Source organism: Gordonia soli NBRC 108243 (assembly GCF_000334455.1).
In the GTDB taxonomy this organism is placed as follows: Bacteria; Actinomycetota; Actinomycetes; order Mycobacteriales; family Mycobacteriaceae; genus Gordonia; species Gordonia soli.
Genome location: NZ_BANX01000039.1, coordinates 31,624 through 46,233, shown reverse-complemented (window position 1 = coordinate 46,233; position 14,610 = coordinate 31,624). Strand labels below are relative to the sequence as shown.

The 14,610-nt window shown below is 68.7% G+C and carries 10 protein-coding genes; 6 read left to right on the top strand and 4 right to left on the bottom strand.

Annotated features, from left to right (window positions below; genetic code table 11):
* Nucleotides 1-435: 435 nt before the first annotated feature.
* Together GS4_RS26270 and GS4_RS22610 are read right to left on the bottom strand one after the other, a co-directional pair.
* Nucleotides 436-1,359, bottom strand: coding sequence for a DUF305 domain-containing protein (locus GS4_RS26270; RefSeq protein WP_439644637.1), 924 nt, complete (start codon nucleotides 1,357-1,359; stop codon nucleotides 436-438).
* 258 nt (nucleotides 1,360-1,617) lie between these two features.
* A complete protein-coding gene (locus GS4_RS22610; RefSeq protein ID WP_007624968.1) occupies nucleotides 1,618-2,487 on the bottom strand; it encodes a thioredoxin-like domain-containing protein in 870 nt (289 codons plus the stop codon).
* Nucleotides 2,488-2,647: 160 nt separating this feature from the next.
* On the opposite strand from GS4_RS22610, the gene argS reads away from it, so the two are divergent.
* The 6 genes from argS to rho all read left to right on the top strand — a co-directional run bounded on the left by argS (nucleotide 2,648) and on the right by rho (nucleotide 11,457).
* A complete protein-coding gene (gene argS / locus GS4_RS22605) occupies nucleotides 2,648-4,300 on the top strand; it encodes an arginine--tRNA ligase (protein WP_007624961.1) in 1,653 nt (550 codons plus the stop codon).
* Nucleotides 4,297-5,718, top strand: a complete 1,422-nt coding sequence (gene lysA, locus GS4_RS22600; RefSeq protein WP_007624956.1) for a diaminopimelate decarboxylase — start codon at nucleotides 4,297-4,299, stop codon at nucleotides 5,716-5,718. Before argS ends, lysA begins: the two co-directional genes overlap by 4 nt.
* Nucleotides 5,715-7,058 (top strand): homoserine dehydrogenase, encoded by a 1,344-nt coding sequence (locus tag GS4_RS22595; protein ID WP_007624954.1) that lies wholly within the window; start codon nucleotides 5,715-5,717, stop codon nucleotides 7,056-7,058. Before lysA ends, GS4_RS22595 begins: the two co-directional genes overlap by 4 nt.
* Nucleotides 7,051-8,142, top strand: a complete 1,092-nt coding sequence (gene thrC, locus GS4_RS22590) for a threonine synthase (protein WP_007624945.1) — start codon at nucleotides 7,051-7,053, stop codon at nucleotides 8,140-8,142. Before GS4_RS22595 ends, thrC begins: the two co-directional genes overlap by 8 nt.
* Nucleotides 8,123-9,088, top strand: a complete 966-nt coding sequence (gene thrB, locus GS4_RS22585; RefSeq protein WP_007624943.1) for a homoserine kinase — start codon at nucleotides 8,123-8,125, stop codon at nucleotides 9,086-9,088. The genes thrC and thrB overlap by 20 nt, the downstream gene beginning before the upstream one ends.
* 263 nt (nucleotides 9,089-9,351) lie before the next feature.
* A complete protein-coding gene (gene rho / locus GS4_RS22580; RefSeq protein ID WP_007624941.1) occupies nucleotides 9,352-11,457 on the top strand; it encodes a transcription termination factor Rho in 2,106 nt (701 codons plus the stop codon).
* A gap of 196 nt (nucleotides 11,458-11,653) precedes the next feature.
* Here rho and GS4_RS22575 read toward each other — a convergent pair whose 3' ends face one another.
* Nucleotides 11,654-12,718: a ChuX/HutX family heme-like substrate-binding protein gene (locus tag GS4_RS22575; RefSeq protein WP_007624939.1), complete on the bottom strand. Its 1,065-nt coding sequence runs from the start codon at nucleotides 12,716-12,718 to the stop codon at nucleotides 11,654-11,656.
* 37 nt (nucleotides 12,719-12,755) lie between these two features.
* Nucleotides 12,756-14,609 (bottom strand): sulfite reductase subunit alpha, encoded by a 1,854-nt coding sequence (locus tag GS4_RS22570; protein WP_007624936.1) that lies wholly within the window; start codon nucleotides 14,607-14,609, stop codon nucleotides 12,756-12,758.
* Nucleotide 14,610 lies beyond the last annotated feature (1 nt).

The following is a 14,610-nucleotide window of genomic DNA, read 5'->3' as shown; positions in this document are numbered from 1 at the left end:
GTTGGGCGGCAGATTGTGGTCAGGGGCCGCCCGGGGAGGCGCGGCGTCCGGAGATCCGCCCGGTATCTGCCGGAATCCGCCTGAGAATGGCCAGCGAATGCCAATGCGGTTGTGGTGCAGTGCTGGCGGGTGGTTTTCGGGTGCGGGCGGGTGGTTGTCGGGGGAGTGCTCGGGCCGTCGGGGTGGCGAAAATCTGCCGTCCTGCGGGGTGTGGTGTGGATAGTGCACGCGGCTCGCTGGTGGGCGGCAGATTGTGGTCAACACTCGGGCAGGGCTGGGGTTGGTGGGAGTCGGGCGCTCAGGCCGTCGGGGTGACGAAAATCTGCCGTCCTGCGGGGTGTGGTGTGGATAGTGCACGCGACCCGCCGCTGGGCGGCAGATTGTGGTCGGACCGCCGGCCCGGGCAGAGTCCCGGAAACCAGCCCCCGACCGACCTCAGTTCATCGGGAGCGGCTGCGCGCCTCGCTCGGCGAGCATCGCGGTGATGATGCCGATCTCCTTGTTCTGGGTGCGCAGCATCGCCGACGCCAGGTCGCGGACGTAGGGCTCGGTGACGTTCGCGGGATTCGCGGCGTACTCCATCATGTGCAGCCCACCCTCGTGGTGCCGCAGCATCAGCTGCAGGAAGTCGACGTCCGCGTCGCGACCGCGCAGGGTGCGCAAGCGATCCATCTCGGCCGCGGTCGCCATGCCGGGCATCGGTGGCTCGTCTGCGGAACCGGACGTGGAACCGCCCGCCGTCGGAGCACCTGCCGTCGGAGCGCCTGCCGTCGGAGCGCCCGGAGCCGACGGCTCGCCCATCCCGGGCATCGACATACCGGGCATGTCCGCGTGGTCGTCGGATGCCCCGTGTCCGCCCGATGCGCCCTGCTGGTCGCCCGTGCCGTGGTCACCCGTGCCGTGGTCGTGATCGTCGGCCTCGTCGTGACCGGCCGCGCCGTGATCGTGGGTCCCGTGATCATGGCCCGCGTGGTTACCGTCGGCGTGATCGTGGTCGTCACCCGACGTCCCGCCGCCGGACATCGACATCCAGGCCATCGGCGAATCCGGGTTGATGACGGGGTAACCCCACCGCGACAGCCAGGACTGCATCTGACCGATCTCGTTGGACTGTGTGGTGAGGATGTCGAAGGCCATGCTGCGGACCTGCGGATCGGTGCCGTTGGTCAGTTCGATGGCCGCCATCTCGACGCCCTGTTCGTGGTGCCGGATCATGTCCTGCGCGAACCCGACCGCGGCGGAATCGGCGGCGGGGCGATCGTTCGCGGCGGCGTCGTCGTCGGAGTACGACGCGGCGATGACCAGACCCACGCCGACACCGAGGAGCAGGAGGATGACCCCGGCGAGGGCGATGAGCACACGCTGGCCGCGCTCGGAGCGGCCGGGACCGTCAGGGTCGCCCTCGTCGTCGGCCGACGCCGCATGTCCCGTCGCCGTCGCGTCAGCGCCGACCGGTGGTGACGATGGCGCCGACGACGAGCCTTCCGTGGCGGAATCGGTTCCGCTGGTGACGTTCTCCGCATCGGGGGTATCGCCCTCGCCGGGGTTCGTCGGGTCGCTGGAGTCTTTCGGGTCGCTGGGATGCTGCGGGTCGCTGCCGGCCATCCGATTCGCCGATCAGCCCGCGGGTGCGGGGGCCGGGGCGCCGCCGACGCCTGCTTCGTCGGTGGCAGGTGCGCTACCGCCTCCGTCCATCTTGACCGCATCGGGCCCGGGCGGGCCCTGGTCGGCCGGCGGCGGGTTCGACGGGTCGAAGGCGCCCGGCAGGGCGGCGCAGGCGGCCTGCGTCTCCGGGAAGGCCGCCTCCTGAGGCGCCTCGCGGTACACACCGGTGTTGGTGTTACGGCGCAGCGCGGTGATGAACTGGTCGATCCGCGGATCGCCCGCCGACTCCAGCTTCAGCTGGTGGCCCCAGCTCTGCAGCGAGATCGGCGTGCTCTGGTCCGGGTAGGGCGAGATGAACAGGAACTGCTCGCCGGTGACCTTCTTCTTCAGCGTGTCGAGGTCGTCGGGGTTGATCGTCGACGGGTTGTAGGTGATCCACACCGCGCCGTGCTCGAGCGCGTGGACGGCGTTCTCCGAGCGCAACTGGTTCGGGTAGACGATGCCGGTACATGTGGCCCAGACCTCGTCGTGCGGTCCGCCGAAGGGCGGCGACTGGTCATAGGCGACCCGCTGCTGTCCGGTCACGTGCTGGCCCGCGCGGTAGTAGATCTTGGTGACGCCGTCGATACGGGTCGAGGGATCGGGATCCTGGGCCGACGGCACGTACCCCTCGACGGTCGCGGGCTTGAGGCTCTGCGCCTCACGCTCGTCGAGGTACTTGGGCACCAGATATGCGGCGATGCCTGCGACCAGCGCCAGGACCACGACGACGGCGCCGATGATCGGCCAGTCGATGCTGCGGCCACTCGCGGAGGGGACCGAGCCGGATCGCGTCGGACGCTTGCTGGTCTTGGGTACGTTCGCCCCCGCTTTGCGTGCCATCTCTCTCTTCCGTCGAAACCCTGCGCAGCGCGGATGCCGCGGCGATCACACAGTGTACTGGTGGCGCACCGACCCCATCCCCGGTGCCGATCCGGTCCGGACGCGCCGCGCGCCGAGGCGATTGTCCCCACCGGCACGTGGGCCAATAGGATGGGATGCCGTGACTCCCGCCGACCTCGCCGCACTGCTCCGTGCCGCGACCCTGACCGTTGTCCGAGACCACGGACTCGACGACTCGGTGCTGCCCGAGACCGTCGGTGTGGAGCGACCGCGCCACGCCGATCACGGCGACTATTCCACCAACATCGCGCTGCAGCTCGGCAAGAAGTTGGGTGTACCGCCCCGAGAGCTCGCAGGGTGGCTGGCCGAGGCATTCGCGGCGACACCCGGGATCGACAAGTCCGACGTCGCCGGGCCGGGATTCGTCAACGTGTGGCTGGCCGCCGACGCCCAGAACACCGTCGTGTCGACCATCCTCACCGACGGCGCCGCATACGGACGCGGGGACGCGCTCGCCGGTCGGAAGATCAACCTCGAGTTCGTCTCCGCCAACCCGACCGGGCCGATCCACCTCGGTGGTACGCGCTGGGCGGCGGTCGGCGACGCGCTCGGTCGCGTTCTGGGCGCGCAGGGCGCCGACGTCACCCGGGAGTACTACTTCAACGACCACGGTGCCCAGATCGATCGCTTCGCGCGCTCGCTCGACGCATCGGCCCGTGACCTCCCCACCCCCGAGGACGGATATGCGGGCGACTACATCGCCGACATCGCGGCCCGGGTGGTCGCCGCGGTTCCCGACGTGCTCGACAAGCCCGACGCCGACCGCGTGGAGACCTTCCGGTCGGTCGGGGTCGACCTGATGTTCACCCACATCAAGGAGAGCCTGCACGAGTTCGGCACCGACTTCGACGTCTTCACCCACGAGGACTCGATGTTCACCTCCGGTCTCGTCGACGCCTGCATCGCCGAACTCAAGTCGAACGGAAACCTCTACGAGGCCGACGGCGCCTGGTGGTTGCGCACCACCGATTACGGCGACGACAAGGACCGCGTGGTGATCAAGAGCGACGGCAACGCCGCCTACATCGCCGGTGACATCGCGTACTACAAGGACAAGCGAAACCGCGGTTTCGACCTGTGCATCTACATGCTGGGCGCCGACCACCACGGCTACATCACCCGGCTCAAGGCTGCCGCCGCGACGCTCGGTGACGACCCGGCGACCGTCGAGGTCCTGATCGGTCAGATGGTGAACCTGGTCCGCGACGGGCAGCCGGTGCGGATGAGCAAGCGCGCGGGGACGGTCATCACGCTCGACGATCTCGTCGACGCGGTCGGCGTCGACGGCGCTCGATACTCGCTCATCCGCTCGTCGGTCGACGTCAACATCGACATCGATCTCGACCTGCTCACCAAGCAGTCCAACGACAACCCGGTCTACTACGTCCAGTACGCCCACGCGCGGTTGTCGGCCCTCGGGCGCAACGCGGCCGAGTTGGGCATCTCCGCGAGCACCGACCTCCTCGGGTTGCTCGACGACCCGGCCGAGGGCGAGTTGATCCGGACGCTCGGCGACTTCGGCGACGTCGTCGCCACCGCTGCCGATCTCCGTGAGCCGCACCGGATCTGTCGCTACCTGGAGTCGCTCGCGGGTGCCTACCACCGGTTCTACGCTCGATGTCGGGTGTTGCCGCTGGGAGATGCCGCGGCCGAGGACATCCACCGCGCCCGGCTGGCTCTCTGCGACGCAACACGTCAGGTCCTCGCCAACGGTCTCGGGCTGGTCGGCGTCAGCGCCCCGGAGCGGATGTGAACGCGCATCCGGCCGGACCCCGGCACGCAGAGTTGCTGGCGGCCCCGCATCTGGCCGAACGTCCCAGTGCGCCCGACGAACTGGCCGCCATCCCGGCCGCGGTCTACCCGCGCAACGCCCGTCGTGAGGACGACGGCGTGGTCAGCATCGCGGGGATCGCGGTCACCGACCTCGCCGAGCGTTACGGGACACCGCTGTTCGTGCTCGACGAGGACGACTTCCGGTCTCGTTGCGCCGACATGCTGGCGGCCTTCGGCCCGCACGGACGGGTCCACTATGCCTCCAAGGCATTCCTGAGCACGGAGATCGCCCGCTGGGTCGACCAAGAGGGCCTCTGGCTGGACGTCTGCTCCGGCGGCGAACTCGCGATCGCACTGCGCGCCGACTTCCCGGCCGACCGGATCGCGTTGCACGGCAACAACAAGAGTCCGGCCGAACTCGCCATGGCGCTCGATGCGGGCGTCGGCCACATCGTCCTCGACTCGATGATCGAGATCGATCGCCTCGACGCGCTGGCGGGGGAGCGGGGGATCGTCGCCGACGTCCTGGTGCGCATCACCGTCGGCGTCGAAGCTCATACCCACGAATTCATCTCGACTGCCCACGAAGACCAGAAGTTCGGATTCGCACTTGCCGGCGGGGTGGCGATCGAGGCCATCCGCCGCGTCTTCGCCACCGACAATCTGCGACTCGTCGGCCTGCACAGCCACATCGGCTCACAGATCTTCGACATGGACGGCTTCGACCTGGCCGCACGGCGGGTGCTCGAACTGTTGCGCACCGTCGTCGCGGAGTTCGGAGTGGACAAGACCTCGCAGATCTCCATCGTCGATCTCGGTGGCGGACTGGGGATCTCGTATCTCCCGACCGACGACCCCCTGCCGATCGGCGCGGTGGCCGAGCGTCTCGCCGAGATCGTGCGTCGCGAGTCCGCGGCCCTCGGACTACCGGTCCCGACGCTCGCCGTCGAACCGGGCCGTGCGATCGCCGGGCCGGGCACCGTGACGCTCTACCGTGTCGGCACCATCAAGGACGTCGACCTCGGGCAGAACACCATTCGCCGGTACGTGTCGGTCGACGGCGGCATGAGCGACAACATCCGCACGGTGCTGTATCAGGCCGAATACGACGTCCGTCTGGTCTCCCGGGTCTCGGACGCCCGGGCGGTGGTCAGTCGGGTCGTCGGAAAGCACTGCGAGAGCGGTGACATCGTGATCAAGGATTGTTGGCTACCCGAGGACCTCGAGCCGGGCGACCTGCTCGCCGTGGCCGCGACCGGTGCGTACTGCTACTCGATGTCGAGCCGCTACAACATGACCATGCGCCCGCCCGTGGTGGCGGTGCGCGATTCGGATTCGCGAGTCCTGCTGCGGCGGGAGACGGTCGACGATTTCTTCAGTCTGGAGGTGCAACAGTGAGCACGACGACCAGCCCCGTCGACGGCTCCACCGGAGCGGGTACCGCACGCGAGATCGGTATCGCGGTGCTCGGTATGGGCAACGTCGGTGCCGAGGTGGTCCGCATCCTGCGGGACAACGCCGACGACCTGCGTTCGCGGGTGGGTGCGCCGCTCGCGTTGCGCGGAGTCGCGGTGCGTGATCTGGCCCGGCCGCGTGACATCGACAGCGCGCTGCTGACCGACGATCCCGCGGCCCTGGTCGCCCGGGACGACGTCGACATCGTGGTCGAGTTGATGGGTGGGATCGATCCGGCACGAGCACTGATCGGCACCGCGCTGCTCAACGGCAAGTCGGTGGTGACCGCCAACAAGGCGCTGCTGGCGGAGTACACCGGCGAGCTCGCGACCGCTGCGGCGGGCGCCAAGGTCGACCTCTACTTCGAGGCCGCCGTCGCGGGGGCGATCCCGGTGATCCGACCCCTGATGCAGTCGCTGGCCGGCGACACGGTCGAACGCGTCGCCGGAATCGTCAACGGCACCACCAACTACATCCTGTCGGCGATGGACGAGACCGGCGCCGACTATGCGGACACACTGGCGGAAGCGGGGCGACTCGGCTATGCCGAGGCCGATCCGACAGCCGACGTCGAAGGTTACGACGCGGCCGCCAAGGCGGCGATCCTCGCGTCGATCGCCTTCCACACCCGGGTCACCGCGGCCGATGTCCATCGCGAGGGGATCTCGTCGATCACGGCGGCAGATCTGGTCAGTGCGAAGAAGTTCGACTGCACCATCAAGCTGCTCGCGATCTGCGAACGCGTGCGCAGCGCCGACGGCAGGCAACGGGTGTCGGCCCGCGTGTACCCGACGCTCATACCGCATCACCACCCGCTCGCGACGGTGAACGGCGCCTTCAACGCCGTCGTCGTCGAGGCCGAGAACGCCGGTCGGCTGATGTTCTACGGTCAGGGTGCCGGCGGATCACCCACGGCGTCAGCGGTTCTCGGCGATCTGGTGATGGCGGCCCGCAACAAGGTGCACGGCGGACGTGGACCGTTGGAGTCGACGTACGCGTCGCTGCCCGTGGCGCCCATCGACGACGTGCTCACGCGCTACTACGTCTCGATGCGGGTCGCCGACCGCCCCGGTGTGCTCGCGCAGGTGGCCGGCGAGTTCTCGAAGCGATCGGTGAGCATCGCGGCCGTGCGACAGGAAGGTGCGGGTGACGACGCCCGGCTGATCCTGGTCACGCACCGCGCGCCGGACCGCTACCAGTCCGAATGTGTTGCGGCTCTGGAAGACATGGATGCCGTGATCAAGGTGTCGAGTGTGTTGCGATTGGAAGGTACCGATGACTGACCCCACTCCCGCCGCCGCGCCGGTGCACGTGCGGTGGCCCGGACTGATCGAGGCCTACCGTGATCGGCTGCCCGTCGGCGCCGACTGGAAGGTCGTCACCCTGCTCGAGGGCGGTACACCGCTCATCGAGGCCCCGCACATCTCCGAGGTCACCGGCTGCGAGGTGTATCTCAAGGTCGAGGGACTCAATCCCACCGGCTCGTTCAAGGACCGCGGCATGACCATGGCGGTCAGCAACGCGGTGAACCATGGCAAGACCGCCGTGCTGTGCGCGTCGACCGGCAACACCTCGGCGTCGGCCGCGGCGTACGCGACCCGCGCGGGCATCACCTGCGCGGTGCTCATCCCGCAGGGCAAGATCGCGATGGGCAAGCTCGCCCAGGCGGTGATGCACGGTGCGAAGATCGTCCAGGTGCTGGGCAACTTCGACGACTGCCTCGAGCTGGCGCGCAAGGCCACGGCCGAGTTCACCGAGATCGAGCTGGTCAACTCGGTGAACCCGGCACGTATCGAGGGACAGAAGACGGCCGCGTTCGAGATCGTCGACGTGCTCGGTAAGGCACCCGACGTGCACGCCCTGCCGGTCGGCAATGCCGGCAACATCACCGCGTACTGGAAGGGCTACCGCGAGTACCACGCCGACGGCGTGTCCGACCGCCTGCCCCGAATGCTCGGCGTGCAGGCTGCCGGCGCCGCACCGCTGGTCAACGGTGCTCCGGTGCGTGAGCCCGAGACCATCGCCACGGCCATCCGGATCGGTTCGCCCGCCAGTTGGAACCAGGCGGTCGCGGCCAAGGAGGAGTCCGGCGGTCAGTTCCGGGCCGCCACCGACGAGAAGCTGCTCGAGGCCTACCGCCTGATCGCGGGTCGTGAGGGCGTGTTCGTGGAGCCCGCCTCGGCGGCCAGTGTCGCGGGCCTGCTCGCGGCGAGGGAGGAAGGCTGGGTCGCGAAGGGCGAGACGGTCGTGTGCACGGTGACCGGCAACGGCCTCAAGGACCCCGACACCGCGCTGTCGGGTATCCCCGAGGTCGAGGCCATCCCGGTCGATCCGGTGGCGGTGGCACGTGCCCTCGGCGTCGGCTGAGCCGCGGGTGTCGACCGTGGGGGCGGGGACACGACTTCCCGATGGCATCTCGACCCAGGTGCGGGTACCGGCGTCGAGTGCCAATCTCGGGCCCGGATTCGACTGTCTCGGAGTCGCTCTGGGGATCTACGACGATCTCGAGGTGACCGCCACGCCGGGTCCGAGTCTCGTCGAGGTCTCCGGCGAGGGCGCCGGATCGGTGCCGACTGACGACACCCACCTGGTGGTCCGGGCCCTGCGACGCGGATTGAGCTCGGCGGGCGTGGACGCCGACGGCCTGCATCTGCGATGCCGCAACTCGATTCCGCATTCGCGCGGCCTCGGTTCGTCGGCTGCTGCGGTGGTCTCCGGACTCGCCGCCGCGTCCGGTCTGCTGGACCGAGCGGGCCACGGGCGACTCTCCGACGAGGTCTTGGTGCAGTTGGCAGGGGAGTTCGAGGGACATCCCGACAACGCCGCGGCCAGCGTTCTCGGCTCTGCGGTCGTGACCTGGACGGTTGCCGGCGACGACGGTGTCACCGCCTACCGCGCCCGCAGGCTCGAGCTGCATCCGGACATCGTTGCGACCGCGTTCGTGCCGGACACCGAGTCGTCCACCTCGTTCACCCGGGCGCTGTTGCCGGACCAGGTGCCGCGGGCCGACGCCGTGTTCAACCTGAGTCGTGCTGCGCTCGCGGTGGTCGCGTTGACCAGCGCCCCGGAGACCTTGTTCGACGCGACCGCCGACACCCTCCACCAGGGTTACCGCAGTGCGGCGATGCCCGAGACGGCTGGTCTCGTCGAGGCCCTGCGGCACCGCGGACGTGCGGCGACGGTCTCCGGAGCCGGCCCGACCGTCCTTCTGCTCGGCACCGAACCGGTCGACGCCGAGTTGGAGGGGCTGGCCACCGACCTCGGGTTCGTCGCGCACCGCGTCGAGATCGCTCACGGCGTGCAGATCTCGTAGATTGTTGCCGACACGGTTGCGTCGGGTTACCATGGTCAGGTCTAGCCGCGCAGGCTTGTTCTGCCGTGCTCCTCGCTGATTCCTTGTCTGGCCCTCTCGGCTGGAGCCGAAACGCCTGATGAGCTGTCACCGCTCAGGAGCATGTCGCAGCGGACCACAATTTTCTGCCCGTCCACCAACGGACGGCGATCCCGCCCGGAGCCAGGAGAGTGAGATCCCACCCTCATGTGGGTCCGGTCTGCAGGGGGAACGAAAGGATATCCGTGACGGATACGGATCTGATCACCACTTCGGTCGACACAGCCACCGACGGTTCGTCGGCGACCGAGGCCGCGCCCAAGGGGCGCACCAAGACCTCCGCCCGCACCGGCCTCGCCGGCATGGTGCTCAGCGAACTGCGCGCTCTCGCGGGCGAACTGGGCATCAAGGGCACCTCCGGAATGCGTAAGGGCGACCTGATCGCCGCCATCAAGGAGCGCCAGGGTGGCGGCTCGTCCGCTTCCGCGGCGGGCAACGGCCAGCTCGCTCTCGGTGACTCGACCAACCAGGGCGCCGAGAGTGCGTCGGTCCCCGCCGACACTCCTCCGGCCGACACCCGGTCCGGCAACGAGTCCGGTGCGCGCTCGCGCCGTCGCGGTGGTGACAGCCGCGGTGGTGACAGCGCCGGCACGAACGACGCCGACGAGAAGTCGTCGGCCGACCGCGGTGGCGATCCGGCCGAGAACCGCGGCCAGAGCTCAGACACGCCGGCGGCGACGACCGAGGCGACGTCGACCGGCGCCGACTCGGCGCGTGGCGAGTCCAGGCGCGACGCATCGTCGGGCAACGAATCGCAGCGCGACGAGGCCCGGAACCCCGATTCCAAGGGCAGCGAGTCCAAGGGCGGGGATTCCAAGAGCGGCGACGAGAAGAAGAACTCGGAGCGGGCGGGTGACGGCGACGGTGGCGAGAACCGCAACCGCAACCGAAACCGCGATCGCAACAACCGCAACAACAACGGTGACCGCAACTCGGGTCAGAACAACCAGGGCGGCAACCAGAACAAGCAGGGCGGCGGTAACCAAGGCGGCGGCAACCAGGGCAACCAGGGCGGCGGCAACCAGCAGAACAACGACGACGACGAGGACGGCAACGGCCGCGGACGTCGGGGCCGCCGGTTCCGTGAGCGTCGTCGTGGACGCGATCGCGACCCGTCGGGTGAGCCGCAGATCGCCGAGGACGATGTCGTCCAGCCGGTCGCGGGCATCCTCGACGTCCTCGACAACTACGCCTTCGTGCGCACGTCGGGGTATCTGGCCGGACCGAACGACGTCTACGTCTCGATGAACCTCGTCCGCAAGAACGGGCTCCGGCGCGGTGACGCGATCACCGGCGCGGTGAAGGTGTCCAAGGACGGCGATCAGCAAAATCAGCGACAGAAGTTCAACCCACTGGTGCGTCTGGACACCGTCAACGGCACCGACGTCGACACGGCCCGCAAGCGGCCGGAGTTCGGCAAGCTGACGCCGCTCTACCCGAACCAGCGACTCCGCCTGGAGACGACCAAGGAGCGACTGTCCACCCGTGTGATCGACCTGATCATGCCGATCGGCAAGGGGCAGCGCGCCCTGATCGTCTCGCCGCCGAAGGCCGGTAAGACGACGATCCTGCAGGACATCGCCAACGCCATCACCACCAACAATCCGGAATGTCACCTCATGGTGGTGCTCGTCGACGAGCGCCCGGAAGAGGTCACCGACATGACGCGGTCGGTCAACGGTGAGGTCATCGCCTCCACCTTCGATCGCCCACCGTCAGACCACACCTCGGTCGCCGAACTCGCCATCGAGCGAGCCAAGCGACTCGTCGAGGGCGGCAAGGATGTCGTCGTCCTGCTGGATTCGATCACCCGTCTCGGCCGCGCGTACAACAACGCCTCGCCGGCGTCGGGCCGAATCCTCTCCGGTGGTGTCGATTCCACCGCGCTGTACCCGCCCAAGCGGTTCCTGGGTGCGGCCCGCAACATCGAGAACGGCGGCTCGCTGACCATCATCGCCTCCGCGCTGGTGGAGACGGGATCGACCGGTGACACGGTGATCTTCGAGGAGTTCAAGGGCACCGGCAACGCCGAGCTCAAGCTCGATCGCAAGATCTCCGAGCGTAGGGTGTTCCCCGCGGTGGACGTCAACCTCTCGAGCACCCGCAAGGACGAGCTCCTGTTGTCGCCCGAGGAGTTCTCGATCGTCCACAAGCTGCGTCGCGTCCTGAGCGGACTCGACTCTCAGCAGGCGATCGACCTCCTGGTGAGTCAACTCAAGAAGACTCAGAACAACATCGAGTTCCTGATGCAGGTGCAGAAGACCGCGCCCGGCTCCATGAACGACGACTGATCGCAGATCTCCCACGATGACCCTCGGCTCCGGCCGGGGGTCATCGGCGTCTCGGGATGTGCACTCGGCGGCCTCGGGCGGTGCACGGGCGACGTTCTAAAGCGCACGATCGACGTTCTGGGGCGCACGGTCGACGTTCTGGGGCGCACGGTCGACGTTCTGGGGCGCACGGTCGACGCCGATCCGACGCGGCCCCTCAGTGTCCGGCGAGATCCGTCATCAGGTGCTCCCACGCGGAGAAGGTCTCGGGCGACACCGATCCCGTCTGGGTGGCGACCAGGCTGCACCGTCCGTGGCGGTCGTAGACCTCGATCGAACCGGTACGGCCCCACGCACCCTGCGCCCACGTGATCCAGCACTCGGTCACGAGGTTGAAGTTGATCATCGTCCGGCACGTCCCGGACGCGAGCACCATCGAACCACGGTGCTCACGTGCGCCGTCCAGGTGATCGTGGCGCATCTGCACACAGCCGGGCGCCGACGTCGCGAGGGTCATCGGCATGCCCAGCAGCGCAGCGTGTTCGAGTGCGGCGATGACCCGGCGCGACGGTACTCGGGCCATGCCCACGTCCGCTCCCGCGGGGAGCATCGAGAGTCGGTAGGCGCCGCCGTCGCCCAGGATGGAGTCGAACTGTTCGATCTGGTCGATGCCGTCGGGTGTCGCGGCCTCCGCGACCGGCGGAGCCGTCGGGTGGTCGGCGTCGCGACGGCGCTCGGCCTCTGCTGCGAGCACGTCGTCGAGGGCGCCTGCGGGCGCGACGGCCTCGCCACCGCTGCCCATCATCGCGATCGCCTCGAAGGCCAGACGGTCGGAATCCTCCGTCAGGTACGTCGCGTGCGCGGTGTTGCCGTCCGCGTCGAACAACCTGAGGGTCGGCGGTACGTGTGCCGCCGGATCGGTCACCAGAGCAGCTCCGAGGCGAGCAGGGTTGAGGCGCAGGGTGATCCGCGACGCATCACAACGGATGGGACCACCGAGGCCCACCGGTGCGTGGTGGGCGCCGACGTCGTTCATGATGACCGGTCCGGCGACGGTCACCCCGACCACCTGATCGAGCAGCGGCAGGTGCGGGGCGACCCCGTCCACGCCGGCGTCGAGCACGGTGCCCGCGAAACCCGGTGACGCCAGCAGGGTGTCGAGGTCGTTGGCACCGCGATCTGCCGGACACCAGCAGTTGCGGTCGCGCCCACACCTGGGTCGGTGTGCGGCGTCGTCCTCGGACGCGTCGTCGTGGTGATGGGGATCAGGTGCAGCGCTCATTCGGGGTCGGTCCTTTCCGCAGTGTGAGCGGGTGGCGTCAGTAGACGTCTCGGAGGTAGCGCTTCTCGCGCCGGAGGCCGTTCACGTAGTCCTGTGCGCCGTTCTCGTCGAGTCCGCCGTGCTCGGCGACGATCTCGTGGAGGGCGAGATCCACGTCGCGCGCCATTCGGGTGGCGTCGCCGCAGACGTACACCGAGGCACCGCCTTCGAGCCAGGCCCACAGTTCGGCGCCCTGCTCGCGCATGCGGTCCTGGACGTAGACCTTGTGCGACTGGTCGCGCGAGAACGCGACGTCGAGTCGGGTCAGCACGCCGTCGGACCGGAACTGTTCGACCTCGTCGGCGTAGATGAAGTCGGACTCCCGGTGTTGGTCGCCGAAGAAGAGCCAGTTGCGGCCGGTGGCCCCGCGTGAGGACCGCTCGTGCAGGAACGAACGGAACGGTGCGATGCCCGTGCCGGGGCCGATCATGATGGCCGACGCGTCGTCGGCCGGCGGGCGGAAGGAGTTGTTGGCGGAGATGAACACGTCGACCTCCTCACCCTCGGACCGACGGTCGGCGAGATAGGTGGAGCAGACCCCGCCGCGCATGCGATCGCCGGAGCGGTACCGCACCGCGGCCATGGTGATGTGGACACTGCCGTCGTGGGCGGCCGGACTGGACGAGATCGAATACACGCGATGCTGCAGCGGACGCAGTTCGGCGATCAACTCCTCCGCCGTGATGGTGAGGGTCGGGTCCAGGTCGAGGAGATCGAGGACGTCCCGCCCCCAGAGCCACGCGTCGATGGCCTCCCGGTCGCCGTTGGCGGTCAGGTGCTTCAGCTCCGGGTCCTCGCTGCGCTCGGCGATGTAGTCGACCAGGTACTTCGAGGGGGTGCGGATCTCGTATTCGTGTGTGAGGGCGCTGCGGAGCGTTCGTTCGCCCTTGCGGTCGGCGATGACCGACTCCGGATCGGCGCCCAGCCGGGTGATGATCCGCTCCACCAGATCGGGGTCGTTGACCGGTGTGATGCCGATCCCGTCGCCGGGCAGGTACTCGATCCCGCTGTCGCCGAGCGAGATCTCCAGGTGCCGGACCTCCTTGGCCGAGTTCTCGCCGGAGAGGAGCCGGTTGGTGGCGATGGTCGCGCGATACGGACTCTTCCGCGTCCACTTCGACTTGGTGCGTGCCTTGGTCTTCTTCGGTGCGGCATCGGCGGCCGGGGCGTCGGATGCCGGTTCGCCGACAGACCCGTCGCCGCCCACGGCAGATGCCTTGTGTGGGGCTGCCTCCGGTGCCGGCGGCCCGTCGACGGCGGCCAGTGCCGGGATGGAATCGCTGAGCCAGGCCTCGGCTGGTTCCTCGTACTCGACGTCGCAGTCGACGCGGTCGAGGACGCGGGTCGCACCCAACTCGGCCAGCCTCGCGTCGATGTTCTTGCCGGCCTGACAGAAGCCGTCGTAGCCGCTGTCGCCGAGTGCGAGGACACCGTAGTAGAGGCCCTCGAGCCGTGGCGCGTCGTGGCTTGCCAATGCCTGCCAGAAGAGTTCGGCATTGTCGGGCATGTCGCCCTCGCCGTAGGTGGAGGTGATGATCAGCAGGCGGCGTACCGCGGAGAGCGCATCCGTGGTCAGGTCGTCGAGCGCGCATGTCGCCGGGACGAATCCGGCCTCACGGGCAAGCGCCTCGGCCTGCTCGGTCAACAGCTCGGCGGTGCCGGTCTGACTGCCGTAGGCGATCTGCAGCGCGACACCGGCCGGTGCGGCGTCGTCTGCGGCAGCGGGGCCCGCGGAACCGGGTCCACCCGCGGGCATCGCGATGCGGGTGTTCAGTCCGGCGAGGAACCCGGCGAGCCAGGCCTTCTGGTCTCCGGTGAACGGTACGTCGCTGGGGATGTAGGGCAGTTGCATG

Excerpts from the sequence above, each read along its gene's own strand:
- thrC (WP_007624945.1), top strand. The coding sequence starts at position 7,051 with ATGACTGACCCCACTCCCGCCGCCGCGCCGGTGCACGTGCGGTGGCCC.
- GS4_RS22570 (WP_007624936.1), bottom strand. The coding sequence starts at position 14,609 with ATGCAACTGCCCTACATCCCCAGCGACGTACCGTTCACCGGAGACCAG.
- GS4_RS22610 (WP_007624968.1), bottom strand. The coding sequence starts at position 2,487 with ATGGCACGCAAAGCGGGGGCGAACGTACCCAAGACCAGCAAGCGTCCG.
- GS4_RS22575 (WP_007624939.1), bottom strand. The coding sequence starts at position 12,718 with ATGAGCGCTGCACCTGATCCCCATCACCACGACGACGCGTCCGAGGAC.